At 72.2% G+C, this 26,186-nt stretch carries 23 protein-coding genes and 1 tRNA gene; 2 read left to right on the top strand and 22 right to left on the bottom strand.

The features are described 5' to 3' along the window. Window positions 1–268 precede the first annotated feature (268 nt). Window positions 269–2,782 carry a carboxypeptidase regulatory-like domain-containing protein gene (locus ACYQ8L_RS00120; protein ID WP_459939716.1) on the top strand — a complete coding sequence of 838 codons (2,514 nt, stop codon included), beginning with the start codon at window positions 269–271 and terminating at the stop codon, window positions 2,780–2,782. A 584-nt stretch (window positions 2,783–3,366) separates the two neighbouring features. Here the strand turns inward: ACYQ8L_RS00120 and ACYQ8L_RS00115 are convergent. The 18 genes from ACYQ8L_RS00115 to ACYQ8L_RS00030 all read right to left on the bottom strand — a co-directional run bounded on the left by ACYQ8L_RS00115 (window position 3,367) and on the right by ACYQ8L_RS00030 (window position 20,617). Beyond that, window positions 3,367–4,656, bottom strand: a complete 1,290-nt coding sequence (locus tag ACYQ8L_RS00115) for a HEAT repeat domain-containing protein (RefSeq protein WP_459939715.1) — start codon at window positions 4,654–4,656, stop codon at window positions 3,367–3,369. Window positions 4,657–4,666: 10 nt separating this feature from the next. Further along, complete coding sequence (locus ACYQ8L_RS00110) at window positions 4,667–7,474, bottom strand: cytochrome c3 family protein (RefSeq protein WP_459939714.1); 2,808 nt, start codon at window positions 7,472–7,474, stop codon at window positions 4,667–4,669. After that, on the bottom strand, window positions 7,471–7,680 hold the full coding sequence (locus tag ACYQ8L_RS00105; protein ID WP_459939713.1) for a hypothetical protein: 210 nt from the start codon (window positions 7,678–7,680) through the stop codon (window positions 7,471–7,473). The genes ACYQ8L_RS00110 and ACYQ8L_RS00105 overlap by 4 nt, the downstream gene beginning before the upstream one ends. A 371-nt stretch (window positions 7,681–8,051) precedes the next feature. Beyond that, on the bottom strand, window positions 8,052–8,906 hold the full coding sequence (locus ACYQ8L_RS00100) for an NHL repeat-containing protein (RefSeq protein ID WP_459939712.1): 855 nt from the start codon (window positions 8,904–8,906) through the stop codon (window positions 8,052–8,054). Then, complete coding sequence (locus tag ACYQ8L_RS00095) at window positions 8,903–9,445, bottom strand: hypothetical protein (protein WP_459939711.1); 543 nt, start codon at window positions 9,443–9,445, stop codon at window positions 8,903–8,905. The genes ACYQ8L_RS00100 and ACYQ8L_RS00095 overlap by 4 nt, the downstream gene beginning before the upstream one ends. Then, entirely contained in the window at window positions 9,438–10,364 is a 927-nt protein-coding gene (locus ACYQ8L_RS00090) for a tetratricopeptide repeat protein (RefSeq protein WP_459939710.1), read from the bottom strand. The genes ACYQ8L_RS00095 and ACYQ8L_RS00090 overlap by 8 nt, the downstream gene beginning before the upstream one ends. Beyond that, window positions 10,361–11,080 (bottom strand): cytochrome c3 family protein, encoded by a 720-nt coding sequence (locus tag ACYQ8L_RS00085; RefSeq protein WP_459939709.1) that lies wholly within the window; start codon window positions 11,078–11,080, stop codon window positions 10,361–10,363. Before ACYQ8L_RS00085 ends, ACYQ8L_RS00090 begins: the two co-directional genes overlap by 4 nt. Next, entirely contained in the window at window positions 11,067–11,990 is a 924-nt protein-coding gene (locus ACYQ8L_RS00080) for a hypothetical protein (protein WP_459939708.1), read from the bottom strand. The genes ACYQ8L_RS00085 and ACYQ8L_RS00080 overlap by 14 nt, the downstream gene beginning before the upstream one ends. After that, window positions 11,987–12,403, bottom strand: coding sequence for an ExbD/TolR family protein (locus ACYQ8L_RS00075; protein WP_459939707.1), 417 nt, complete (start codon window positions 12,401–12,403; stop codon window positions 11,987–11,989). The genes ACYQ8L_RS00080 and ACYQ8L_RS00075 overlap by 4 nt, the downstream gene beginning before the upstream one ends. Then, the gene (locus ACYQ8L_RS00070; RefSeq protein WP_459939706.1) at window positions 12,393–13,055 is read right to left on the bottom strand and encodes a MotA/TolQ/ExbB proton channel family protein; all 663 of its coding nucleotides are present in this window, start codon (window positions 13,053–13,055) and stop codon (window positions 12,393–12,395) included. Before ACYQ8L_RS00070 ends, ACYQ8L_RS00075 begins: the two co-directional genes overlap by 11 nt. A gap of 217 nt (window positions 13,056–13,272) precedes the next feature. Beyond that, window positions 13,273–14,610, bottom strand: a complete 1,338-nt coding sequence (locus ACYQ8L_RS00065) for a hypothetical protein (protein WP_459939705.1) — start codon at window positions 14,608–14,610, stop codon at window positions 13,273–13,275. A gap of 82 nt (window positions 14,611–14,692) precedes the next feature. Further along, a tRNA-Pro gene (locus ACYQ8L_RS00060) sits at window positions 14,693–14,769 on the bottom strand. Between the two features lie 148 nt (window positions 14,770–14,917). Continuing rightward, window positions 14,918–15,439: a metallophosphoesterase family protein gene (locus ACYQ8L_RS00055; RefSeq protein ID WP_459939704.1), complete on the bottom strand. Its 522-nt coding sequence runs from the start codon at window positions 15,437–15,439 to the stop codon at window positions 14,918–14,920. Window positions 15,440–15,444: 5 nt separating this feature from the next. Then, entirely contained in the window at window positions 15,445–16,368 is a 924-nt protein-coding gene (locus ACYQ8L_RS00050; protein WP_459939703.1) for an NAD(P)/FAD-dependent oxidoreductase, read from the bottom strand. 222 nt (window positions 16,369–16,590) lie between these two features. Then, window positions 16,591–17,052, bottom strand: coding sequence for a hypothetical protein (locus ACYQ8L_RS00045; RefSeq protein WP_459939702.1), 462 nt, complete (start codon window positions 17,050–17,052; stop codon window positions 16,591–16,593). Then, the gene (locus ACYQ8L_RS00040; RefSeq protein WP_459939701.1) at window positions 16,967–18,160 is read right to left on the bottom strand and encodes a mechanosensitive ion channel family protein; all 1,194 of its coding nucleotides are present in this window, start codon (window positions 18,158–18,160) and stop codon (window positions 16,967–16,969) included. The genes ACYQ8L_RS00045 and ACYQ8L_RS00040 overlap by 86 nt, the downstream gene beginning before the upstream one ends. Window positions 18,161–18,257: 97 nt before the next feature. Beyond that, the gene (gene mutT / locus ACYQ8L_RS00035) at window positions 18,258–18,668 is read right to left on the bottom strand and encodes an 8-oxo-dGTP diphosphatase MutT (RefSeq protein ID WP_459939700.1); all 411 of its coding nucleotides are present in this window, start codon (window positions 18,666–18,668) and stop codon (window positions 18,258–18,260) included. Next, window positions 18,665–20,617, bottom strand: coding sequence for an acetoacetate--CoA ligase (locus ACYQ8L_RS00030; RefSeq protein ID WP_459939699.1), 1,953 nt, complete (start codon window positions 20,615–20,617; stop codon window positions 18,665–18,667). Before ACYQ8L_RS00030 ends, mutT begins: the two co-directional genes overlap by 4 nt. A 217-nt stretch (window positions 20,618–20,834) precedes the next feature. On the opposite strand from ACYQ8L_RS00030, the gene ACYQ8L_RS00025 reads away from it, so the two are divergent. Further along, entirely contained in the window at window positions 20,835–21,872 is a 1,038-nt protein-coding gene (locus tag ACYQ8L_RS00025) for a fatty acid desaturase (protein WP_459939698.1), read from the top strand. Window positions 21,873–21,966: 94 nt separating this feature from the next. Here the strand turns inward: ACYQ8L_RS00025 and ACYQ8L_RS00020 are convergent, their stop codons facing one another. From ACYQ8L_RS00020 to ACYQ8L_RS00005, 4 genes are all read right to left on the bottom strand, one after another. Then, the gene (locus tag ACYQ8L_RS00020; RefSeq protein ID WP_459939697.1) at window positions 21,967–22,545 is read right to left on the bottom strand and encodes an isochorismatase family protein; all 579 of its coding nucleotides are present in this window, start codon (window positions 22,543–22,545) and stop codon (window positions 21,967–21,969) included. Then, a complete protein-coding gene (locus ACYQ8L_RS00015; protein ID WP_459939696.1) occupies window positions 22,542–23,654 on the bottom strand; it encodes an oxidoreductase in 1,113 nt (370 codons plus the stop codon). The genes ACYQ8L_RS00020 and ACYQ8L_RS00015 overlap by 4 nt, the downstream gene beginning before the upstream one ends. Before the next feature lie 21 nt (window positions 23,655–23,675). Continuing rightward, entirely contained in the window at window positions 23,676–24,770 is a 1,095-nt protein-coding gene (locus ACYQ8L_RS00010) for a methyltransferase domain-containing protein (RefSeq protein WP_459939695.1), read from the bottom strand. A gap of 61 nt (window positions 24,771–24,831) precedes the next feature. Further along, window positions 24,832–26,148 (bottom strand): PhoH family protein, encoded by a 1,317-nt coding sequence (locus ACYQ8L_RS00005; RefSeq protein ID WP_459939694.1) that lies wholly within the window; start codon window positions 26,146–26,148, stop codon window positions 24,832–24,834. Window positions 26,149–26,186 lie beyond the last annotated feature (38 nt).

The following is a 26,186-nucleotide window of genomic DNA, read 5'->3' as shown; positions in this document are numbered from 1 at the left end:
GTTTCGGAGCTCCATCCGGATCTGACCCTCCATGCGCCCAACGCATGGGTCGATGCAAAACATTCGCTTCCGGTCCGGCGACGCCCGCAGTATCCTGAACCCGCATTCACCGCAGCAATATGTGAAATATACCACAAAAATACACGGCGTCCACAGGCCAAAGAATGCCCATACCCGGCGGGGATGACCCGGAGGGAAAGGAGGTGATGGATCGAGATCGGGTACGCCGGTCCCCAGGGACACACCACAATGCGAGGGAGGAATGAGGATGCGGAAGATTCTATGGGTGTTGGTTCTCGGTTTTGCGGTAGCGCTCGCCGGGTGCGCGGGCGACGATGGAGACGACGGCGCGCCGGGGGCCCCGGGAGCCCCAGGGAAAGACGCCGTGGACACCGGGACGATCACGGGGGTGGTGGAGGACGCCACCGGTGCCGTCGTGAGCGGTGCCACCGTCACGACCGATCCTGCAACCCAAACGGTCACCACCGACGATCAGGGCACGTTCGCCCTGGCTGACATTCCGGTGGGCGCCTACGTGTTGACCGCCACGAAGGACGGCATGGGGACGACCACCCTGCCGGTCGGCGTGGCCGGCGGGGCGACCACCAACGTGAGGCTCACCCTCACCGCGGATTCCGGCACCGAGGAGACCTCCGGCCAGATCCTGGGCAAGGTGTTGGACGTGAACGGCCAGCCCGTGGCCGGGGCCACCGTGGAGGTGGAGGGCCAGGGCGTCACGGCCACCACCGACGAAACCGGCGCCTTCACCCTGGAGGGCGTAGAGCCAGGGTTCGTGTACCTCTACGTGACGAGCCCGGACAAAACGATCTACCTCGACGGCGAAACCCGCTCGTCGATCTACGTCGCCGCGGGCGACACGGTGGAAGACGTCACCGTGACCCTCTCGGGCCGGCCCAGCGACGAGGCCACTTACGTCGGCATGGGGACCTGCAAGCGCTGCCACGGCGACGAGTGGGCCGACCTGTTCGCCGCGTTCGACGGCACCGCCAGCGCCTCGGCGCACTCCCGGTTCGTAACCGAGGGGACGAGCCAGATGGTGTACCCGGACCTCTGGCCCGAACCTGGCGACAAGGTGGTACCCCGAAGCTCCACGGGGGAACTCCTGCTCGTTCAGGACCCCCAGACCGGCGAGGGCCTCGTGAACGTGGTGCTGTGCACCCGCGACGGCGAGGACGGCCGGGAATACCTGTTCAAGTTTTACCCCGAAACCGACTCACCCGTCACCGACCCGGCCGATGAAGACCTCCTCGACTGCTCCGGGGCCGACGGCGACATCTTCGCGTGGAAGACGGCTCAGGACGCCGGGACCTACGACCCCACGGCCGGGCCTGTGTTCATCCCGGTGGCCGCGACCATCGGCGGTCAGGGCAACTGGGGCGAGGGCTGGGCCGACCCGGACCACACGACGCCCGACCGCCACCCCAACTTCGGCGAGGGCAAGCAGCGCTACATGTGCCGCATGCAGGACGTGCCCTGGCTCCGGCAGTGGGCTAAGGACAACGGGGTGACCAACTGGCTCGACGAGAACTACAGGGACTGGGTGGCCTACATGCCGGTGTACATCATGCAGGACGGCACCCCGGTGGGGAGCGAGGTTCTGGGCCCCAACGACGTGACCGGCTTCCCCGCCTTCTGGGAGAAGTCCCCGACCCACTGGGCCTACCCCGCCAACACCTGGTCGCGCGGGTGCACCGGGTGTCATTCCACTGGCGTGAGGATCACCTCCCAAACCTTCGCCGACGCCCATGAACCGGGCGACGCCAAGGAGGTGGTCACGAACGTCGAGTTCACCGCCCTCAACGTTACCTGCGAGCGCTGCCACGGCCCGGGCTCGGAGCACGTGAACACCAAAAAGAAGGCGAAGCTGATCCTGCCCCAGTACCTCACGGCCAAGGCGGCGAACGAGACCTGCGGCCAGTGCCACGGCTCGCACCCTGGCAAAAGCGCGAACCCCACGGTCCACAAGTACGCCTACAACGCCGACTACGAGGACGCCATCGGGTACGGGTACTTCGTGCCCGGGGTGTACGACATCGAGGACTTCTTCTGGAAGTTCGATCAGCCGACCTGGGCGCAAAACGAGTACTCGGGCAACAAGCTGAACGGGGAGTACCTGGGCACGTTCCACACCTGGCCCGACCAGACCCACTCCCGGGCCCACTCCCAGATGCTCTCGGAGATGCGTCGGTCGGTCCACTACAACAACTCGTTTGAAAAGCTCACGTGCTTCACCTGCCACGACGCCCACACCCTGGACGCCCCCGACCTCGAGGTGGACGGCGTGGAGTTCCCGCACGCGGCGTACGCCGACAACACCCTGTGCCTCGCGTGCCACGCCACCCACGGGCCCTTCGAAGACCTCGCCAAGCAGGACGTAAAGGACGCGAGCGGCGGGAATTTCCAGGCCCTAAGTAAGGTGGCCCGGGTGGTGGCCGAGCACATGGAGGCCGAGGCCAGCATGGGCGCCGCCCCCTACACACCGACCGACCCGGACATGCCGTCGGGGGCCTGCACCTCGTGCCACATGCCCAAAATCGGGAAACTCCAGGACGTCAAGATCGACGCCGAGTGGCACCTGGCGTGGGACAGCAACGGGAAGAGCGCCGTGGCCGAGGGCAATGTCGGGTCCCACGTGTTCGACGTGGTCTGGCCGGCCCAGAGCGCCGTGCTGGTGCCCACGGCCACCCGGGACGCCGACGTGATGCCGAACTCGTGCAGCAAGTGCCACGACTTCGCCCGGTTCAGCGGGGACGACGACTAGCCCGACCTCTTTTCCCTTCCGGTTCGGTTCTACGACATCGCTCGTGGGGCTGATCCTTCGACCGGCCGCCAGGGCCCCACCTGGCGGCCGGCTTTTTTGCCTCACACCTTCACTATTACTCCGGCGGCTAAACAGAAGCGGCTTCGGGGCGTGTGGCCTGCTGGAGCGCCGGGTGCGGCCCCTCACGTCGCCGCGCCCCTCGAGGCTTGGATTGCTTTGGAAGATCCGGAACTTCCGCTCTCGGCGCCCCGAGCCACCGAACCGGCAACGGCATGCAAGGGCGCGGCGATCGGGTGCCGCACTCGCGCCCGGCCGGAAGCAGGTCCCACGCCCCGGCGGCCACGTGTGCGCCGTTATAGACGCCGGGCTGATAATACCAACGGAAGTGTTGTCAGATTCCCGTGGTTGCTGCGGAAACCAGCGGGTGGGGCGGTGGAGAGCCGGGTGCGGCGGGCATCTCGTCTACCTGTGCCGCATCAACAGAAAGGCAGAGGGTAGGTCGCCCGAGAGATTCTCCAGCCTGGGTGTCTCGCCAGAGCGCCCATCCCACCCCGGGGAAGGTGGAGAGGGGGGGAAAGCGCCCCCTACTCCCCCCGCTCCCGGATGGCGTCGAGGGCGGCCTGGGCGTACCGGCGGTATTTGCGCTCCTGGAGGAACGGCTCCAGGGCGGGCACGGCCCGGGGGGTGCCGATGCGGGCCAAAGTTTCGAGGGCGAGCCGCACGTTCGCCGCCTTGGGGTCCTGGAGCGCCTTCAGGAACGCGGACTCGTACTCGGGGCCGCCGTGGGCGGCCAGGTTCTGGAGGGCGAAGTGGCGCACCACCTCGTTGGGGTGCTCGGCAAGGGGCGCGATGCGGGGCAGGAACTCCGGCCCGCCCCGGTCGAGGAGGATCTGGAGCGCGACGGCCGGCAGATTCGGGTCGGCGTCCCCGAGCCAGTCGGCGACCGCCCGGACCTGGTCGGCGGTGAGGGCCCCTCGGCGGTCGTAGACCACCATGGCGGCCCGCGCCCGGTCGTCGGCCGGGGCCTTGGGGTCTGCGGCGAGGTCCAGGAAAAACCGGGTCGTGGCCGGGCAGTCGAGCCGCTCGAGCACGTCCAGGATCCGGCCCTTTTCGGCGGCGGGAACCTCGGGGTCGGCCCAGAGGGCCGCGAGCGCCGGCACGGCCTCCTCTTCGAGGCAGCTCCACTCCCGGATCGCGGCGCCGGCGTGCTCCCCGGCCTTGACCGCCGCCGCGAGCACCTTCCGGCCCCGGGGGTCGCCCCGGCCGGCCAGGATCGTGGCGGCCCGGAACCGGAGCCGCCAGGAGTCCGATGCCAGGGCCTCGGCCAGGAGTTCCTCCGCCCCGGGAGCCCCGATCCTCGCCAGGGCCCCCAGGGCCGCCGCCCTCACCCGGTCGTCGGGATCGGTCCACCCCCAGGCGATCACGTCGGGATTGCCCCCCCGACGGCCCAGGGCCTCCAGGGCGACGGCCCGGACCCTCGGGTCGGCGTCGCCCACGGCCCGTTCCAGGGCCCGGATCGCGGCGTCGCCCGGAACGTTCTCGAGAGCCATCACGGCCTTCTTGCGCACCCAGTAGTCCCGGTCGGAGAGCATCTCGGCCAAGGGGCCGGCCGCCTCCGGAAGCCCAGTGCGGCCCAGGGCCTCGGCGCAGGCCGCCTTGACGCCGAACGCGTCCTCGGTCTCGTTGCGGTAGGCCTCGGCCAGGAGCCGCACCGCCTCGGCCCCGCCCACCTCCGCCAGGGCCTCGGCCGCCTTCCGCCGGGCGTTGCCGTCGGGACCCGAAAGGTCGGCCCGCAGCGCGTCGAGGTCCGCCGCCAACCCCACCCCCCCAATGGCCCAGAGAACCGCCCCCACGATCCACCATCTCGCGATCATCCCATCCCCCTTACCGGAACTCCTCCCCCACATCGGACCAGACCCAATGGTACTTGAGGTAGCGCTCCGCCGCATCCTCTGGGTGGCACACGGCGCACACGCTGCGGCCGGCCTCGGCCGGTTCCCGGAGCCGGAGGAACCGGGTCACCACGTTGGGCCCGAGGGTCCCGAACCCCGGCTTGATGAACGCGCCGAAGGGGCTCCACACGTGGGGGTCGTGGCAGCTCACGCACTGGAGGTTCCCGGTGGGCCCCGGCCTCCCCTCGCGGTCGTAAAGCGGGATCACCGGCGGCTGGCCGGTCTTCAGGGCCCAGGTGTCCGCGAGCGCCATGGGCCGCTGGAGGTAGATGGTGCCCCGGGGCGTCAGGAGCGGCTCGGCGTCCTTCATGTGGTGCTGGAGGAGGAGCACCTCTCCCTCGATGGGGCCCCCCTCCCGGTGGCACGACCGGCACAGCCGGTTCGGCGGGTACGCGCCGGGCGCGGGTTCCAGCGCCCACAGGGCCCGGTCCACCCCCCGGTGAGCCCGGTGACAGGGCCCGCAAGGCCCCAGGGGGTCGGGGGGATCGGTAGGGATGTCGTGGGGGGTGCCCCGCACGGCGGCCTCGGCCGGGTGGCACCGGGCGCAAAGCGTCCCGTCGGAGGCCGGAACCCGGAGAAACGCGGGGATCCGCTCCCCGGCCGGGTCCCACCGGCCGTGGAGGTCGTGGCAGGTGGCGCAGGCAAGCGTCCGGCCGGCCCGGCCGCCCAGGGGATCGTAAAGCGGGAGGTCCCCCGGGTCCATCCCCTCGGGCAGCACCGCGTTCACCGGGTGGGAGCCGGGGCCGGCATGGGGGAGGGGGCCGTCGGCCGGCGGGCCGTGGCACCCGGAGCACTTCCGGTCGTTCCAGGTGCCCGGGGCGCCCTCCCGCAGCTTCCACAGGGGGGGTTCCCCCTCGTGGGCGTGCTGGGGATGGCAGACGTCGCAGGCCGCCCCCTCCCCGCCAACTCGGGGGTCGTGGGCGCTCCCCAGGAGCGAGGCCTTGTCGCCGTGGCAGACCAGGCACAACCGCGGGGGATCCCGGGGTTCCAGCCGGAACGCCCCGGGGCGGTGGACGTCGTGGCAGGTGGGGCATGACATGAACCCAAAGGGGTTCCGGCCGCCCTCTCGGTCGAACAGGGGGAGCCGGTCGCCCAGGCCCTTCCAGGCCGGGGGGCCTCCGGCGGTGTGGGCCGTAAGGCTCCGGATCTCGTCCCCGTGGCACCCCCGGCACCGGGCCTCCGCGGGGCCTTCCGTAGGCCGGCCGTGGGCCGGGTGACACGTGCCGCAGCCCTCGACCCCGCCGTGGGGCCGCTTCGCCGTCTCCTCCTTGTCGGGGTGACAGGCGAGGCAGGTGCCCTCCCCCAGCCGCACCGGTGCCTCCGGCCGGTGGGGATCGTGGCAGGTGGGGCAGGCTACGGCGCCCCGGGGGGCCCCGGCCCCCGTGGGGCCGAACACCGGCAAGCCCGGCCGGGCCTCTGCGGCCGCCGCCGGATGGAGCTGTCCCCCGTCGTGGCACCCCGCGCACCGGGCCGCCGCAGGTTCTGGGGCGTGGATGCGGTGGCAGGCGCTGCACCCCTCGGCCCCGCCGTGGCCTTTCCCCCCGTGCTCGGCCCCGTGACAGTCGGTGCAGGCCGCCTCGTCCGGGGCGCCCCCGTGGGCCCGGTGGCAGGTGGTGCACCAGAGCACCCGACCGCCGGCCAAGGGGACGGCCACCGGGTGGGCCCCGGCGTTCGCCGGCACGAAGGGGTTCTGGCCGGTGTGGCAGTAGAGGCACCGCACCCCTGGCATGCCGCCCAACAGAGGCTCCACCGCCGCCCCGTGGACCCGGTGGCAGGTGGCGCAGCCCATCCGGCCGTCGCTCTGGGTCGGAAGCCCCCGCCGGGCCAGCACCACCGGGTCGGCCCCGGCGGGAACGGGATCCCGGTGGGGGCCCGGCAGATCGGCGTGGCACCCGTCGCACAGGAGGTTCCCCTCGAGCGGAGCCCGGAGAAGCCCCGCCGCGCTCCCTTCCGGCTTCACCGGGTCGTGGGCCGCGTGGCACTCCGCGCAGTAGGGGGTGGCGGCCGGGTGGTGCCCCGGGCCCTGGCTTCCCTCGTGGCAGGCCAGGCAGGGGCGGCCCTCGGCCAAAAACGGCGCCTCGGAGTGGGGCCGGTGGCAGGCGCTGCACCCGGCCTCCCGGTGGGCGTCCAGGGGTTCGGTGGGGCGGTGGCACACCCGGCACAGATCGTCTCGCCCCCCGCCGTAGGGAGCCACCAGCAGGGCCCGACCCGCGCCCCCATGCACCCGGTGACACGTGGCGCACACGATCCGGCCCCCCTCGGTCCGGCCCCCCAGGCCGGCGACCCGGGCGGCGAGATCGGCGGGCAACACCCTTCCCCGGTGCCGGTCGCCCCGGCCGGGATGGCACGAGGCGCAGGGCTCGTCGCCCCGGGGCAGCACCCGGAGCCACCGCCGGCCGGCCTCCCCCCCGGCGTGGGGGGAATGGCAGGTGCCGCACTCGATCCGGCCCCGGTAGAGCTTGAAGGGATCCGGCAGTTCCCGGCCGGCCGGCACCCCCGCCGGGTGCTGCGCCCCCCGCCCCAACACCCGGCGACTGTCCACCACCGAGCCGTTGTGGCACGACCGGCACACCCGTTCCTGGGCCGCTTCGTCGCCCAGGAGCACGTCGCGGTCGGTCCGGAGGAGGTCGAAGGCCGCCCGGTCCCGGGAGGGGTGGCAGGCCACGCAGGGCCAGTCGTCCACCGCGGCCGCCAGGGCCACGGCCGGCCAGAGGAGCAGGAGGGCGAGGAGCCGGATCATCCGGAGGCCGGGGCCTCCCGCTTAAAGATGAAAAACGCTCCCCGCACCTCGCCCTGGGGCGTGGTGTAGGGGATGGTGGTCACGAGTTCCCACCCCTCCTCCCCCGCCCGTTTCACCTTGGTCAGGTCCAGGGCCTCCTTGGGCAGCCCGCCAAAGGGCTCCGGGTTGGGAACGAAGATCTGGCCGTACTCCCATCTTCGGCTCAAAGAATCACCTCCGGCTGTCAGGCTGGGAAGCTGGAAAGTTAGGAAGCCGGGAAGCTGGAACGCTGTGAACCCATCAGAAGCCGTGCTAGTGGCCCGTCTCACCCAAAAAACATGCAAATTGCGGCGGTGGGGCTGGGGGTCCGACGAAGCGCGACGGCCGAGCAACTCGGGCCGCCCGGCGCCAGGGGAGCGGCCGCGGCGCGTGCCCTCACGCGCCGCAGCGGACCGCGCCGAGCCGGCCCCTGCGAGGCCGTTCAGCGAAGGAGGGGCCCCCAGCCCCACCCCTTGGGGAAACTACGGGATTTCGGGAACGCATCATTAGATCGCCGCCGCTCACAGGGGGATCAGCAGGCCGGGGACGGACCTTCCCGTCAAGGGCTGCCCGCCCCGGGAAGCACCTTCCAGACCCGGCCGGCCGAGGCGTCGAGAACCCACAGGCCGTCGCGCCACCGAAGCCGCAGGGGGTCCCCGAACCGCACCGTCCGACCCTCGCACCGGACGGGACCAGCAGAGCGGCCGGGGTCGAGAAGCACCACGCACCCCGTGACCCCGTCCGACACCCAGACCCGGCCGCTCGGGTCCACCGCGATCCCGGTGGGCCGGGTGAACCCGGTCCCGCCGAGGTCCACGGGCCCCACCAGGGCGCCCGTGGGGGCGAAGCTCCACACCCCCGGCCCGGCCGGGTCGGTCACGTAGGCCTCCCCCGACGGCCCCACGGCCACGGAAAACGGCGCCCGGGCCCGGCCCGCGAGATCGGTCCAGGCCAGGAGCGCCCCGTCGTACGCGAACAGGAACACCCGGGGCGGGTCCCGGTCCACCACCCAGGCGATCCCGTCCCGGGCGTCGAGCCCCACCGGGTCGGCGGGCGGGGGATCGGTCGCCAGGGGAGCCTCCCTGCGGCCGCCGGGGCCGTGGGTGACCAACCGGAACGAGCCCGTCTCCCCCACGAGTGCGACCACGACCCCGTCGGGGTCGGCGGCCACGAGCCGCGGCCGACCGTTCTCCACCGGCTCTAGCCCGTCGCCCGTCCGGCCCCGGACCAGCCGGCCCCCCAGGTCCTCCACGGCCCAGACCGCCCGGTCCGAGGCCACGGCGAAGGATCGGGGTTGGTCGAGCCGGGGCAGGGGGACCTCCAGGGTCCGCACGGACGCGCCCGGGTCTCCTCGCGCCGCGGCGGCCCACGCCAGAACCGCCCCGACCAGCGAAAGCAGGCGCCCCGGCCTCACCGGCTCCCCTCCAGCCACCGGAGCACGGCCAGGTCCTCGAGGAGCCGGCGGCGGTACGGGTCGTAGAGGTCCGGCCCGGCAAGCCAGGGGCTGCCCCGGCGGTGGCACTCGGTGCACCCCGGCCCCCGGGCCCGGAACCGGGCGTCCGGGCCCGGCCGGTCCACCGGCCGCCACCCCTCGGGGCCGCGCACCCCGACGAACACCCGGCCGCCCCGCCCGGGGGCGCGCCCGGGCACGAGCCGGGGCCCCACGAGGTGGCACACCCCGCAGTCGAGCCCCACCCGGTGCAGGTTCCAAAACGCCCGCAGTCGGCCGTCGCGGCCGTGGGCGACCGGCGGGTGGCACCGGGTGCAATATCCCCGGGGTTCCTCGATCCGGGCCCGGTCGTAAGCGTGGAAGGGGGGACGGAGGACCCGGGCCTCCGGCCGGATCCCCGTAGGGCCGACGGCCCCGGGCCACCGGGCGAACCCCAGGGCCGCCGCGGCCAAGCCGGCGAGGAGGACAAGCGAAGCGACCCGCCGCACCCAGGCGCTACCCACGGTCCACCCCCAGGGAGGAAAGGAGCTCCCGCGCCCTTGGGGCGGCCGGGCTGAACGGGTCCTGTTCCAGGAACCGCTCCAGGGTTTCCCGGGCGTCGGCGGTGCGCCCGGCCTTGGCGTACACCGCGCCCAGGTTGAACAGCGCCTGGGAGTAGCCCGGGTAGAGGGCCAGGGCCTCCCGGTAGGCCGCCGCGGCCTCGTCCCACCGCCCCTCGCGGGCCGCCTGGTTCCCCCGGGCCAGGAGGTCCTCCACCGAGGGCGGCCGCGGCTCCTCCTCGGCGGGCCGTTCCGTCTCCCCCACCCAGGTCGGCCAGGCCCGGGCGGCGAGATACCAGGAGACCCGGCCCGTGATCCAGGCCGCGTTCCAGGGAAGCTTCTCGGGGGCGACGAGGGCGAAGTAAAGGTGCCACCCCAGGGGCAGGAGGAGACCCAGGCCCAGAGCGCTGTGAATGCGGGCGGCCCGAACCAGGTTCGCCGGCCCCACGCCCTCCACCACCACGCCGGGATGGGCCACGGCCCACCCCGTGATCCCGAGGCCTAGGAGGCCGATCCAAAACCCCAGGTACCCGAACCGCTCCCGGTGGGAGAACCGGCCCCGGGGCGGCGGTTTCGCCCACGGCAGGCACGCCCGCACCAGGTCCGCCAGGTCGCCGGGGCGGGGCACGAGCCCCCACGGGTTTCGGCCCTCGAGCCACCACAGGGCCACCCGCACGAGATGGAGCCCGGCCGCGAGCGCGACCAGGAAGGCTGAGACCCCGTGGAGGAACCCCGGATCCACGGGCCAGCCGGCCCCGAGCGCCGGGGTCTCCAGGGCGGGCCCGGTGGCGAGGGCCCCCAGCACGCCGGCGGTGGCCATGAAGTGCAGGCCCCGGTCGACCGGATCGAGCACCTCCACGGTCCGGGGACGCGGGCGGGTCACGGCCGCCTCCCCAGGGCGTGGAGCCCCAGCATCAGGGCCACGACGGCGCCGGCCCACCCCAGGCCCCGGGCCGCCCCGCCCCAGGCCGGGACGTCGGACCTCCGGTCGTGGTCAAAGAGCTGCTGGAACCCCTCTCCCGCGTCCGGATGGCAGGCCGCTGCGCCGCAGGCCTCCCGGGCCTGGGGGCCGGCTTCCACCCCGTGGACCCCGTGACAGGCCGAGCATCCAGGGGCCCGTTCTCCGGCCTCGGCATGGCCGCGCACCCCGAAGGCCCCCGCCGTGTCCGGGTACCGGGCCAGGGGTTCCGTGGCCTGCGGATGGCACCCCTGGCACAACGCGTCCGGATCCTCGGGGAGCCCCCCGCCCCCGTGGCAGGCGAGGCACGGGGGATCGGCCAGGCCGGCGTGGACCCCGGCCTGCTCGGCGGCGGACAGCGCCGCGTGGCTCGCGTCGGGCACGTGGCAGGGGAGATCGCAGCGCACCCGCACCTCGCCGTGGGGAACCCCCTCGGCCCCCTTGTGGCAGTCGGCGCAGGCGAGCCGGCCGTGGAGCCCCGAAGCATAGGCTTCGGCGTGAATCCAGAGCTCGCGGCCCGGCGCGTCGAACCCGGCCACGCCGTGGCACTCCAGGCACGGGTCCGGGCCCGCCGCCCTGCCCGCCGCGGCGGACACGAGCGTGACCACCGCCACGATGAGGACCCGGCTACTCGATCTCAAACAGCACGTCCACATGGATCTCGGCCTCGCGCCGGTCGAAGGGCCAGCCGGCCACGGATTCGGTCACGGCCCGGACGAAGGGGGCGTAGAGTTCCCGCTCGTCCGCGGTGGCCGGGGCCTTGAGTTGGGTGCTCACGATCCGGCCCGCGGCGTCGGTCCAGACCCGGTACCAAACCCGGCAGATCCCCTTTTGCAGCTCCCGCCGGTGGAACCGAAGGTCCGGGTACGGGATCGGCGGGTGGAGCTCCTCAATCCCGGTCGGCGGGTACGACACCACGGTGACCCGGATCCGGGGGTCGAGGTACCCCTCCTCTCCCCCGCCACCCGCTCCGCCCGCCCCCTCGCCCTCTCCGGCCCCAGCGACCCCTCGGCCCCGGGCGGCCTGGCGCTCGGCCAGGGCCTCCCCCCGGGCCTCCAACTCCGCCAGCACCGCAGACCACTCGTCGGGCCTGGGCTCGGGCCGGACGTCGGCCGGCGGAGGCGCGGGCGGTTTCGGCTCGGCCCGGCTCTCGGCCACCGGCGCGCCGGGCTTTCGCACCTCGGGCTCGGGGAGGCCGGGCCGGGGCACCACTCCCGCGGGCGGCCGTTCGGACGGGGCCTCGCGCGCTCGCTCGGCCGCCGGCACCTTGCGACGCGCCTCGGCCCGGTTCACAGGGGCGGGCGGGGCCTCGGCCGCCCCCGTGCCCGCGCGGGGCGGGGGTTCGGGCCGGGGAGGCGGGGGCGGGGGCGGCACGTAGGGCCGCACCCGGAGCGCCCGGCGCACCCGCGCCTGTTCCAACACCGGCCGGTAGGTGACGTCGGGCCCCCACAGCACCAGGGCATGGATCCCCGCGGCCAGGGCGAGGCCCAGTCCCACCCCGAACCGGTGGAGCCGGGTATCCCGGGGATCGGATCCGGGAACGGATCTCACCCGCCGCCCTCCGGCTCGGGCGCGGTGGGCAGGGCCACGTCGGTGATGCCGGCCTGGAGGAGCTCGTCCATCACGTCGGCCACCCGGCCGTAGGGCACCCGCCGGTCGCTTCGCACCACCACGGGCCGGCGGGGGTTCCGACGACGGGCCGCCGCCACCCGGGCGCCCAGGTCCTCCAGGGCCACCGGCTTGCCGTCGAGGTGCACCGGGCCCTCGGCCGGGATCGTGATCACCACCTCGCGCACCTCGACCGGCTCGCCCACCTTGGTTTCCGGCAGTTCGATCAAAAGCCCCCGGTCCACGCTGAAGACGGTCGTCAGCATGAAAAAGATGATGAGCAAAAAGGCGATGTCCGCCATGGACGCCATGGGGACGCCTTCGTCGTCCGGGGGCAGGCGGCGCTTAAATCTCAAGGTACTCTCCGCCGATCTCGTACCGGGCGAGGCTTCGGGCCTGGCGCTCCTCGGCCTCCTCCAGGGCCTCCAGGAACCGGATCGAGCCCTCCTCCAGCTCCATCACGAACCGGTTCACCTTGCCCACGAACAGGGCGTGGCAGAAGAACGCCGGGATCGCCACGGCCAGGCCCGCCGCGGTGGTGATCAGGGCCTCCGAGATCCCCAGGGCCACATTGGCCGGGTCCCCCAGGCCGGCCCGCCCCATGGCCTCGAAGGCCTTGATCATACCGGACACGGTGCCGAAGAACCCCACGAGCGGGGCGGTCTTGGCCACGGCCTGGAGGAACACGAGCCCGCGCTCGAGCTTCGCCACCTCCAGGTCGCCCCGGGCCTCGATGGCCTTCTCCACCTCGGCCCGGCCCCGGCGGATCCGCTCGAGCCCGGCCGTGAGGATCCGGGCCATGGCCCCCCCGCCCTTCCGGGCGATCTCCAAGGCCTCCTCGTAGCGCTGGGCCTCCAGGGCCGCCGCGATCCGGGCCGTGAAGGCCTCGGTGTCGGTGCGGGCCTGGTAGAGCACGAGAAGCCGCTCCACCACCACCGCAAGCCCGGCCACCGACAGTCCGGCCAGCACCCACATGGCCGGCCCGCCCTTCTGGAACAGTTCCCACATATACGGATCTCTCCTGTGAAGTCGGCTGGGCGGCTCGGCGGCTTGGCGGCGAGGCCGCTGAAAACTCGGCGATCCCATCGTCATCGCCTGCACGAGCCCGAGGAGGCGGCTCCCGGGCCGCGGCGACGCAATAGTCAAGGCTTCCAGCCGCCTAGCCGCCTAGCTGCCTAGCTGCCTAGCTGCCTAGCTGTCCAGCCGTCCAGCCGCCTAGCTGCCCTCAGTCGTACCGCGCGTGGCACGGGGTGCAGAGCTCGGCGAAGCTCGGGACCCGCCAGGCCTTCTCCTCCCCCGCCCCCAGGGCCGCCTCACCCCGGACCGCGCCCTTCTCGTGGGGGTTGTGGCAGGTGGTGCACACGATCTGGCCCTCGTGGAGCGGAAGCCGCACCCGGTGCCTCTCCTCGTAGGCGTGGAGCTTCTTCTCCATGGGCTCGGGCATCTCCACGAGGTGGTTCACCGTCGGGTGGGGCGCCGGATCGTGGCACCCCATGCACAGTTCCAGGGGCGAGTGAAGAAACGCGAGCGCCCCGGGCCCCTCCTCCCCCGGCCGCTTCCGGTGGCAGAACACGCAACTCGTGCTCACGAGCCGGCCGTCGTCGGTGACCTGGTCGTGGGGGTTGAGCGCCCCCGCCCCGGCCCGGGGGTGGCACCGGTAGCAGAACTCGGTGGGGGTGAGATACGGCCCGCCCCGGAGGAACCGGGGATTCCGGGGGTCGATCCGTTCGGTGCAGGGCTCGTCGTGGCAGGTGGAGCAGGTGATCTTTCCCTCGGGGCCCAGGGGGAGATCCTGAAAGTCCATGGGGTAGGTCTGTTCGGTGGAGGCCACCCCCACGGGGTGGATCTTCTCGTGGCCCCCGGTGTGGCAGCGCACGCACCGCGCCGTGGCGTCGGGCTCGAGGAACACCGGGTCGGACCCGGGCGCCGGCTCCCCCGGGTGGCAGGCCCGGCACCCGGCCCGGTTCCCGTGCACGAAGCTCGCCGGGCTTTGGGCGGCGAACCGCAGGTAAGCCTTCCGCACGGCGGCCGGGCCCACGTCCTCGGAGTGGAGGTCGTGGCAGGTGTAGCACGCGGGTTCGCCCCCCGGGAGCGGGAGCCCGGCCTCCTCCAGGTCAGCCGTTGGGTCGGCCGCCCCGAGCACCAGGGGGTGGTCCTCGCTGCCTCCCGGGTGGCACAGCCCGCAGGCCGCCTCGATGCGGTCCGGGCCCGCCGCGCCCCCGTCGAGGGTGCGAAACGTCATCTGCCCGGGCGGGGTCTGGGCCGGGTCCTCCAGGTGGCAGAACAGGCAGGCGATCGCGGTGTGGGGGTTCTTGGGCCGGTTGGCCGCCGGGGCCGGGCCCCCGGCCTCCAGCCGGTTCCGGGCGGCCTGGAGGCCCTGGTCATCCGGGGCCACCACCACGAAGAACCGGAAGTCCTTGTCCTTGTGGCACACCCGGCAGGTCTTGGGCAGGAGGTCGTGGGCCGGGTCCGCGGGCTCCACCAGACGGTACGACACGTCGCCGGCCCGGGCCGGGCCGGCGAGGCAGACCAGCAAAAACAAGACGGCCAGGGGCGTCCTCATGCGGCGCGGTTCCTCCCGAAACCGAACGTCCGCTCGAGCCCCTGGCCTCTTCGCCCGCAACAAAAAACGGCGGAGGGAAAGATGGTCGGGACGACTGGATTCGAACCAGCGACCTTCTGCTCCCGAAGCAGACGCGCTACCAGACTGCGCCACGTCCCGACGCTTCCCGCTCACCGTTGCTCCGGCCTCAGCCGGAAGGCGGATTCTACCCACAACGCGACTCCCGTTTCAAGCTCCCCTCGGCCTCAACCTCCTTCCACCGCGCCCGTCGCGCCCCCTCCGGCAACACCGGCCCCCGAGGACGAGCCTACCGGGACTCGCCTGGGGCCCTCCGGACCGGCACGCGAACGTGAAGGACCGTGAGGCCCCCCTCGGTGTCCAGCAGGAGATACCGGGCCTCGTCCCCGCCCCCGGCCGGCCCCGGGTTGAGGAGCAACCGATCGCCCACCTCCCGGGTCAGGGGCTCGTGGGTGTGCCCCACCAGGAGCACCCCGGCCTCCACCAGGGCGAACACCTCATCGAGTTCCCCCTTGGGGGTGTCGGCGTCCAGGGGGCGCCAGGCCTCCCGGGGATCGGCGTGGCACAGGGCGAGCGCCACGCCGCCGTCCTCCACCCGGATCCAGGCGGGCAGATCCGTGGGGTCGGCTTCCCCCCGCACCCCCACGACGCCGGCCTCCCGAAGCCGGGCCCAGACCACGGCCCCCTCGGGCCCGCCCCCCATGTCCCCCAGGTGGAACAGGGCCTCGGCGCCCCGCCGCCGGGCGTCCTCCAGGATCGCCTCCAGGGCGGGGAGGTCGCCGTGGAGATCGGCGAAGGCCGCGATCCGCACCCCGGCTATCCGCCCTTCAGGTGCCGGAGGGCGTCCATGCCGGCCACGGCGCCGTCGCCCACGGCCGTGGCCACCTGGTGGAACCGCCGGCGACGCACGTCGCCCACGGCGTAGACCCCGGGCACGCTCGTCTCGCAGTCCTCCCCCGCCACCACGTACCCGGCCTCGTCCAGGTCCACCACACCCCGCAGGAAATCGGTGCCCGGCAGTTTTCGGCCCGAGAAGATGAACACCCCGTCCACCGAGAGCTCCCTCTCCCCGCCCGAGGCGCGGTCCTCGATCCGGAGCCCGGTCACCCCCTGCTCGTCCCCCAGCACCTCGAGGGGCTTCGCGTTCGGCACCACCTGGACCTTGGGGTGGGCCAGGAGCTCCCGGCGCAGGTCGCTCGTGGGTTTGAGCTCGGCCGTGGGGATCACGAGGTACAGGGGGTCCGCGAACCGGCTCAGGAAGTGGGCCTCTTCCATGGCCCACTCGCTCGCCCCCACCAGCGCCACGGGCCGGCCCCGGTAGAGGGCGCCGTCGCAGGTGGCGCAGTAGGAGACCCCCCGGCCCAGGTACTCCTCCTCCCCGGGCACCCCGAGCCGCTGCACGAGCCCGGTGGCCACCACCACCACCCGGGACCGGAACGGAAACCCCGAAACCACCACCTCCTTTTCGTCCCCGTCGACCCGCAGGGCCTCCACCCGGCCGAACTGGATCTCGAGCCCGAACCGGCGGGCCTGCTGCTCCATGCGGTCGATGAGCTCCCGGCCGCTGATCCCCTCCGGGAAGCCCGGGTAGTTCTCCACATGGGCCGTCTGGGCGATCTGGCCGCCCAGGAGGGCCTGCTCGAGAAGCAGCGTCTTCCGGCCCGCCCGGGCCAGGTACATTCCCGCGGTGAGGCCCCCGGGCCCCCCGCCGATCACGATGGCATCGTAGGCGTCACTCATGTCGTGTCCCCTCTCCCCCGTTCGGTGGTCATGCTATTACTCCGGCGGCTAAATAGGCACGGCCGGGGGCATGGGGCCTGCTGGAGCGCCGGGCGTGGCTCCTACAGTGGCCGGATGCCGCTCTCACGCACGGCCGGAAGCAGGCCCCATGCCCTCGCGGTCTCCTTGCGGGCCTCTATTGGCGCCGGGTTCATAGACGGTCCCCCCGGGGACCAGGCGCCCTCACTCCCGCGGGTTCTCGGTCCGGTAGGCGTTGACGAAGGCCCGGGTCAGATCGCGGGCCGCGGCCAGCACCGCGTCGGCGGCCCGTCCGCTCATCTGGGCCAGCACCGCCGACTCCCGCCAGGTGACCGCCCGAACCGGAACACCCCGGGCCGTGGTCACCGGCTCTTCCAGGGCCAGGTCCACGGCGCAGGCGAACAGGCCCGCCCCCCGCAGCTCGGTGGCCCGCGCCCGAACGACAAGGGCGGCCTCCCCCGCGGCCGTCCCCAGGCCGGCCGCCTCCAGCTCCCCCCGCACCGCCCCGGCCAGGGCCTCCCGGGTGAGCCCCGTCCGCTCGAGGGCTGCCGGCACCTCGGCCGCCTCGACCCGGGGCGGTTCAAGCCCCCGAAGCGCCTGCTCCTGCCCCCGCACCGGTGTCGCCAGGCACAGGAGCGCCGCCGCCAGCGCAAGCCACCGTTCCATGGTCACCCCTCCTCTCGTCCCCCGCCAAGTACACGGTCTGGGTGGGGAACGCGAACTCCACCCCCTCCTCGGCAAACACCCGCTGGATGCCGTGGAGCACCTCGTTTCCGTACCGGAGCGAGGTGGCCCAGTCCGGCAGGTGGGCCTGGAACCACACCCGGATCACCTTGGAGTACCGATCGAGCCGGTCCAGGTAGATCCAGCACATCTGGGGATTTACTTCGGGGAGATCCAGCACGTAGGCCCGGAGCCGCTCGGCCAGGCGCTGGAGCCGGTCGGCCGGCACCTCGTAGGGCACGTCCAGGTCCCACTTGTACATGAATTTGGTCCTGCCGAAGTAGTTTTTCACCGCACCCTTCACGAAGTCGGCGTTGGGGATGGACACCGTGGTCATGTCGGAGAAGAGCTCGAGGTAGGTCCGGAACAGCCCGATCTTGGTGACCGTGCCCGACCACGGGCCGAAGGCGATGAAGTGGCCCTCATCGAAGATGCCGGTGCCGTAGATGTAGAGCCGGCCCACCAGGTTGGCGAGCGGCTCCTTCACCGCCACCACCAGGGCGATCCCGCCGATCCCGAGGCTCGCCCAGATCGCCTTGAGGTCCACCCCCAGGTTGGAGAGCACCGTGAGGAAGCCCAGGATCCACAGGACCATGTTGGCCACCTCGCGGATCTGCTTCTCTACCCGGGCCACGGTGCGGCGCCGGTCCTGCAGGTCCTCCACCCCGCGGGCCTCGAGCCGGTCCAGGTACGCCCGGGCCCCCACCTCGACCAGCCCCTGCACGAACCGGATCGCGATGGCGAAAAAGAGCACCACCGCCACCACCACCAGAACCCGGTCGATCCAGCCGGAGAAGGGATCGGGGATCCGGAGGTTCGCCTTGGCGAGCCACACCCCGCCTAGCAAGAACAGGTGGACGGCCGGCGAGAGCACCCGGCCCACCAGAAGGTCGTCGAGCCGGGTCCGGCTCTTCTCGGCCCACCGGGCCAGGTAGCGCTCCAGCACAAACCGGCCCACCCGCCCCAAGACGGCCGCGGCCACAACAATGCCCAAGGCCACCAGGTAGGCGCGCACGGTGTTCCCCAGAACGGATGCATCCAGTCCGGGCATCGACCTCCTCTCTTCTGTCCGGGGGGCAGGTCCTCCGGCGGCCGATCAAAGCACACGGCGGGCGGGGGGCGCAACCGGGCGCAGGTGCCCCGGCCGGTCAGGGGGGTGAGGGCGCGCCGGCCGCGACCAACCGGGCGATCGGAACGTCGGCCTCGGGCAGGGGGTAGCGGGGGAGTTCCGGCGGGGTGGCCCAGGCCACGGCCTGGCCGTGGAGCCCCCGGGGCTCGCCCTCGACCAGGCGGCAGGCGTAGGCGGTCATGCGGATGGCGATGTGGGGGTACCGGTGCTCCACGGTGGCGAGCACCTCCCCCACCTCGACGCCGATCCCGAGCTCCTCCCGGAGCTCCCGGGCGAGGGCCTGCTCCGGGGTCTCCCCGGGCTCCACCTTGCCCCCCGGGAACTCCCACAGCCCCGCGTGGGCCCCCGAAGGGCGCTGGGCCAGGAGCACCCGCCCGTCGCCGCGGCGCACCACGGCCGCGACGACGGGCACCCAGTCGGTCCGCCTCACGTGGCGAGTTCCGGCAGGTTCTTGAAGTAGTCCAGGGCCTCGGGGTTCGCCAGGGCGTCGCGGTTTTTCACCTCCTCGCCGTGGACGATCTTGGTGACCGCGATCTCCACCTTCTTGCCGTTGAGGGTGCGCGGGATGTCGGGCACCTGGATCACCTTGGCCGGCACGTGGCGCGGGGTGCAGTTGGTGCGAATCTGGGTCTTGATCTTCTTCACCAGGGCCTCGTCCAGGGTGAGCCCGGGCCGGAGCACCACGAACAGGATCACCCGGACGTCGTCCTCCCACTTCTGGCCGATGACCAGGGAGTCCACCACCTCGTCCAGGGCCTCCACCTGCCGGTAGATCTCGGCCGTGCCGATCCGCACCCCGCCCGGGTTCAGGGTGGCGTCGGATCGGCCGTACACGATCACCCCGCCCCGGGGGGTGATCTCGATGTAGTCGCCGTGGCGCCACACCCCGGGGAAGTACCGGAAGTAGGCGTCCAGGTACTTCTCGTTGCCCGGGTCGTTCCAGAAGTAGATCGGCATCGAGGGGAAGGGCGCGGTGCACACAAGTTCGCCCTTCTGACCGATCACGGGCTTCCCGTCGTCGGTCCAGGCCTCCACCTTCATGCCGAGGCCGCGCTTTTGGATCTCGCCGGCGTACACCGGGTCGATGGGCGAGCCCAACATGAAGCACGAGATGATGTCGGTGCCGCCGCTGATCGAGGCGAGCTGGAGGTCCTGTTTCACCTCCTGGTACACCCACTCGAACCCGTCCTCGGAGAGCGGCGAACCGGTGGAGCACACGGCCTTGAGGGCCGAGAGGTCGAAGTCCCGGCCGGGGTGCACCTCGGACTTCTGGCACAGGCTGATGTACTTCGCGCTCGTCCCGAACACCGTGAGCCTTTGCTCCTCGGCCATCTTCCACAGCACGTTCATGTCGGGGTAGGCCGGGCTGCCGTCGTAGAGCACCACCTTGGCGCCCACGAACAGGGCGCTCACGAGCCAGTTCCACATCATCCACCCGCAGGTGGTGAAGTAGAAGATCGCGTCACCGGGCTTTAGGTCGGTGTGGAGGATGTGCTCCTTGGCGTGCTGGATCAGGGTGCCCCCCGCGCCGTGGACGATGCACTTGGGCACCCCCGTGGTGCCCGAGGAGTACATGATGTACAAGGGGTGGTCGAAGGGGAGCTGGGCGAACTCCACCTCGGCCGCGTCGTTCGCCAGCGCGTCGGCCCAGAGCACCCCCTTCCCGCCCAACACCGAAAGGTCGGGCGAGTCCGAGACGAACGGGACCACCACGATCCGCTCCACCGCCGGGATCTCCCGGGCCACCTCGGCCACCCGGCCCAGGGAGTCGAAGGCCTTCCCGTTGTAGAAGTACCCGTCGCAGGTCACGAGCACCTTGGGCTCGATCTGGCCGAACCGGTCCATCACCCCCTTGAACCCGAAGTCCGGGCTGCACGAGGACCAGATCGCGCCCATGCTGGTGGTCGCCAGCATGGCCACCACGGTCTCGATGCGGTTCGGCATGAACCCGGCGACTCGGTCCCCCTCCTTCACCCCGGCCTCCTTGAGGAACCGGGCCATCTTGGCCACCAGCCGGTACAGCTCGGCGTAGGTGACCCGGGAGTGCTCCTCGCCGCCCTCGCGCACGAACACCAGGGCCGGCCGGTCGTCCCGGTGCCGGAGCAGGTTCTCGGCGAAATTGAGCCGGGCCCCCCGGAACCACTTGGCCCCGGGCATCACGGGGTTCTCGAGCACCGCCTCGTAGGGGGTGGAGTGGCGGATGCCCACGAACTTCCACACGCTCTCCCAGAACGCCGGGATCTCCCGGATCGACCAGTCGTAGAGGTCGTCGTAGGTCTTGAGGTCGAGCCCGTGCTGCTCGTTCACCCACCGGATGAACCGGGTCAGGTTCGCCTGCTCGATGCGCTCGGGCGACGGGGTCCACAGGAGCTTGGCCATGGCGAGATTCCTCCTCTCTTCGAATTGGCGAAACCGAGCTTCGAATCCGTCCCAATAAACGGAGTTTGACCATAACCAAACCGGCGGTCGGGGACAAGGGAGTGGTGTTGACACGGCCGCGGGGCAGGGCTATCGAATCGGGGCGTGGAACCCCGGGAGGTCGAAAACGAGGGCCTGGGCCGCGGCCCGGGACGACTCATCGTGCGGAGGCTGCAACATGGCCGGCGCCCACCCCCTCTCCCCCGCCACCCTCCCCTTTCGCTGGCCGGAATGGTTCCCCCGTCTCAAGCGGTTCCAGCGGCCGGACGGGTGGGTGGCGGGATGGCAGGTGGTGAACACCCTCGTGCCGTACCTGGCCCTGTGGGCCCTCATGGCGGCCTTGGTGCGTAACGGCTACCCCTACGCCCTCACCCTCGTCCTGGCCGTGCCCGCCGCCGGGCTCCTGGTGCGGGTGTTCATCCTGTTCCACGACTGCGTCCACGACTCGTTCTTCCCCTGGAAGGCGGCGAACACGGTCCTGGGGTACCTGTGCGGCACCCTGGTCTTCACGCCCCTGGAAGACTGGCGGTTCACCCACTTAAAGCACCACGGCACCTACGCCAACCTGGACGCCCGGGGGGTGGGGGACATCACCACGCTGACCCTCGAGGAGTACCGGGCCCTGGACCGGGGCCAACGGCTCCGGTACCGGCTGTACCGAAACCCGCTGGTGCTTTTCGGCATCGGGCCCCTCTACCAGTTCCTGATCCGTCAGCGCTGGCCCAGCCGGGCCGTGAGCCGAAAGGCCCGGCGAAGCGTGTGGATCACCGACGCGCTCCTGGCCGCGATTTTGCTGGGGGCGTGGTGGACCGTGGGGCTACGGACCTACGTGCTCGTGCAGCTCCCGATCATCTGGCTGGCGGGGGCCGGGGGGGTCTGGCTCTTCTACGTGCAGCACCAGTTCCCGGGCGTGTACTGGGCGAGGCGGCCCGACTGGAACCCGCTTCGGGCGGCCTTCGACGGCAGTTCGTTCTACGACCTGCCCCCCCTGCTGCGGTGGTTTTCGGGGAACATCGGGTACCACTTCGTCCACCACCTGCGGCCCCGGATCCCCAACTACCGGCTCAAGGCCTGCTACGAGGCCGTTCCCGAGCTGCGGGGGAAGAAGCCCCTGGGATTCCGCGAGAGCCTCGCCACGGTCCGGCTCAAGCTCTGGGACGAGGCCAACGGCCGGCTGGTGGGGTTCCCCCCTCTCCGCGAGGACCTGGCGGCGTAGGCCCGACCCCAGGCCCGCGCATCCCCCCCCTCGCAGCCGTCCCCTCTTGAAGCCCTTTTGGAGGTCCAAGGGGCCCAGGAGGGGGGGGGCGAGCTCACCGAAATCGGTTCACCCGGTCCTTGAGGCGGGGCAGCACCCGGGGAAACGCGGGGTGGTCCCGGCCGCCCAGGAGGGCGAAGAGCAGGGTCTCGGTGGTCAGGGGGAAGACGCCGGCGCGCAGGAGAAGTTCCCGGCCCGTCCGCTGGTCGCGGGGGTTCCGGGAGAACACGGCGTCGTCGAGGAAGGCGACCCGGCGGCCCCGCTCCAAGAGCCCCAGGGCGGTCTGGAGGACACACACATGGGTCTCGATCCCCAAGAGCGCGACCCACCCGGTGCCGAGGGCCTCGAGGCCGTCGAGGGCCGCCGGGTCGCGGGTGGCGTCGTAGCGGCCCTTGGCCGCGACCCGGGCGCCGGGCGCCGCGGCCGCCACCTCGGGGTGGGTGGTCCCGAACCGGCCCGGGTCGAGTTCGAGGAGGAGGGTGGGAAGCCCCAGGGGTTCCAGGAGCCAAAGCGACCCGGCCACGGCGGAGACCACGCGCTCGGCCCGCCGGGGCGGATAGGCCTTGAGAAGCCCGGGTTGGACGTCCACCACCGCGAGCCCCACCTCCCCCGGCCGGGGAAGGAGCCGGGTCACGTCCCCTCCTTCTTCTCCTTCACGACGCACCGCACGCCCTCCCCCTGCCACCCGGGGCCGAAGCAGCCGTTACAACTCACGCACCGGGCCGGGGCCCGGTCGCCCCGCTCCCACCGCGCCGGGAGGTCCGGCTCCCAAATGAGCGGCCGCGACAGGCTGAAGAGGTCGGCCACCCCCTCGGCGAGCAGGTCCTCCAGCGTCTCGATCCGACGCAAGCCCCCCACCGTGGCCACGGGGCACCCGACGCGGCGCTTCACCGCGGCCGCCAGATCCCGGAGGTAGGCCTCCCCCTCCCCGGGTTTCACCTTGGCCCGGGCCGGCCCGCGGTCGCCCGAGGCCGGGGTGCCGCCGCTCACCTCGATGAACGCGACCCCGCGCTGGGCGAGCCACTCGGCCACCTGGGCCGCCTCGTCGATCTCCAGCCCCCGGTCCACGAAGTCGCAGCCGTTCAGCTTGACGGCCAGGGGGAAGTCGGGGCCGGCCACGCCCTGCACCGCCGCCACGATCTCCTCCAGGAACCGGAACCGGTTCCGCAGGGTGCCCCCGTAGGCGTCGGTGCGCTGGTTCGTGCCGGGCGAGAGGAACTGGTTGATCAGGTACCCGTGGGCCGCGTGGAGTTGGACGAAGTCGAACCCCGCCTCCCGCACCCTCCGGGCCGCCCGGGCGAAGTCGCCGACGACCCGGGCGATCTGCTCGGCCGACATCTCCCGGGGCATCTCGGGGAACTGGGGGTGGTCCACGAACGAGGGGGCAATGGGGGTCATGCCCCCGATCCAGTCCGACCGGGTTTGCCCCCCGGCGTGGACGATCTGCACCCCGGCCAGCGCCCCGCCCTCGTGGATGGCCCGGGCGATCCGGGCGAGGCCCTCCACGTGGCCGTCGTCCCACACCCCGAGCATGCGCGGCGCCTGGCGCCCCTCGGGGCTCACGGCCGCGTACCCGGTGATCACGACGCCGGCGCCGCCCCGGCCGAGCTCGGCGTAGCGCTCCACCAGGGCGTCGGTGGCGCGGTTGTCCTCGTCGGCGAGCCCGAGCCAGGTGGCCGAGCGCACGATGCGGTTGCGGGCCGTCAAGGGCCCGATCCGGACGGGTTCGAAGATGTCGTACATGGCGGAATCCTCTCGAAAAGGCTAGAAGCTAGAAGGCTGGAAAGCTGGGAGGCCCCTCCCTGCCCGCTGCGGCGGATCGGGGGCCGGAGAAGGGCCGGGACCGAACCGCCCCCGGCAGTCCTCCGTGCTCTCCGTGTCCTCCGTGGTTCCGTACCCCTGAGCCGCCGTGAGAAGAAGGCCCTGGTACTCGGCGATGTGCTCGCAGAACTCCCGGACGGCCTCGGCGGTTTCCGACAGGGTGACCCCGGTGCGGGCCATGAACCGGAGGCCCTCGTCCCGCCGCAGCTCCACCACCTCGGCCAGGTGGAACCGCCCCACCCGAAACCCGAGGGCACGGGCCGCGGCCTCCAGGTGGCCGAACCGGATCGTGTACTCGTCGTGGTCCTTCAGGGGCACCCGCCGGGGGTAGCCGTCGCCCTCCGGCACCGGCAGGAACCCGTAAGGATCGGGAAGCCGCACGTCCGAGCTGTGCTCCGTGAGGAACACGGCCCGGGCCTTGCCGGCCAGGGCCTCCAGGAACTCCACCGCGCCCAGATTGAACGCGAAGGTCTCCGGGGCGCCCGAAAGATCGATCCCGTAGCGCCGGACCCGCTCGGCCACGGCGGCCGTGACCGGGTCGGCCGGCTCCCCGGCAGCGGCCGCCAGCACCCGATCGCGCCGGAGCCCCACCGCGGTGGGGAAATCCCCCACGATCTCGTTGGCGATCACGAGGTCCGCCGGCTCGGCCAGGCCCGCGAAGTAGGCCCGGGCGTCCTCCTCCACGAAGGCCGCCCCCGGAAGCGCCCCGAGCCTCCGGCGCTGCTCCGCCAGGAACCGGGGGCTCAGGTCCACCATCGTGATCCGGCGGGGCGGCCACTCCCGCGAGAACGCCTCCATCAGGGTGCCGTACCCGCCCCCCACCTCCACCACGTGCCCCGGCCCCTCCCACCCCAAATGGGCGCGCAGGAACCGGGCCACCAGGGCGCCGTAGGGCAGGCGTTCCTCCAGGGCCGCGGCGTAGGGCCCGGCCGGGTCGGCCAGGCTCTGGCACACCGTGAGCTCCCAGAAGAGGCTCGGGTGCTCCCCCCGGTAAAACCCCTCGGTGCGGTTCAGGCGGGGGTCGGCCGCAGGTCCCATGGCCGGTCTGCGCGAGGCCGCCAAGATAATCCGGAAAGCCGCCGGTGCAACCCCGCGCCGCTCACAGCACGTTGGCCGCGAGCTCGGCCAGGGGGCTTCGCTCGCCCTTCTCCAGGGTCACGTGGGCCGCGATGGACTGGTTCTTGAAACGCTCCACGCAGTAGCTCAGGCCGTTAGAGGTGGAGTCGATGTAGGGGTTGTCGATCTGGTACGGGTCGCCCGTGAGCACGATTTTCGTGCCCTCCCCGGCCCGGGTGATGATCGTCTTGATCTCGTGGGGCGTCAGGTTCTGGGCCTCGTCCACGATCATGTACTGGTACGGGATCGAGCGGCCCCGGATGTAGGTCAGGGGCTCCAACGACATGAGCCCCATGTCGATGAGCTCCTGGTACCCCCGCCGGCGCCGGCCCTCCCGGTCCTCCACCCCCGCGAACAGGAAGTCCACGTTGTCGAAGATGGGCTGCATCCAGGGCCGGAGCTTCTCCTGCACGTCGCCCGGCAAGAACCCGATGTCCCGGCCCATGGGGAAGATCGGCCGGGACACCAGGAGCCGCTTGTACACCTGCTCCTCGATGCTCTTCTGGAGCCCGGCCGCGATGGCCAGGAGCGTCTTCCCCGTCCCGGCCTTCCCCACCAGGGTCACGAGCTGGATCCGCTCGTCCAGGAGGGCGTCGAGGGCGTAGCGCTGCTCTCGGTTCCGCGGGTGCACGCCCCACACCCCCTCCTTGGGCACTCGCACGGGCTCCACCTTGCCCGACTCGGCCCGGTACCGGCCGAGCCCCGCGTGCTGGGGATTCGTCTCGTCCCGGAGCCACACGTACTGGTTGTCAAAAAGCTCGGCCTCCACCTCGACCCCGTGCTCGTGGAAGAACCGGTCCACCGTGCCGGGGGGCACCGAGAGCTCGGCCGTCCCGGTGTAGAGCTCCTCGAGCCGCACTTTGCCCCGCTCGTAGTCCTCGGCCCGGATCCCCAGGGCGTTGGCCTTGATCCGGAGGTTGGTGTCCTTGGTCACGAACACCACGGGCAGCTCCTCCGTCTCCTTGAGGGCCAGGCACACGGCCAGGATCCGGTTGTCGCCCTTGCCCGCCGCGAGTTCGGGGGGCAGCCGGTCGGCGTACTCCAGCCCGAACATGACCCGCACCGCGCCGCCGTGGTCGTTGGGGATGCCGGCCTTCAGGTCCCCCTTGGTGCGCAGCGCGTCCAGGTAGCGCGACACGTGCCGGGCGTTCCGGCCGATCTCGTCCAGGTTCTTCTTGAACCGGTCGATCTCCTCGATCACCGTGATCGGGATGTTGACCACGTTGTCCTCGAAGGCGTTCAGGGCCTCGGGGTCGTGGAGGAGCACGTTGGTATCGAGGACGTAGTTCTTTTTGGCCATGGGGGATCCTTTCGGTAGGCGAGGAGGCTGGAAAGCTG

This window comes from Deferrisoma palaeochoriense (assembly GCF_054656955.1).
The sequence above is the reverse complement of the archived record's forward strand: the minus strand, read 5'-3'. Positions and strand labels throughout refer to the sequence as shown.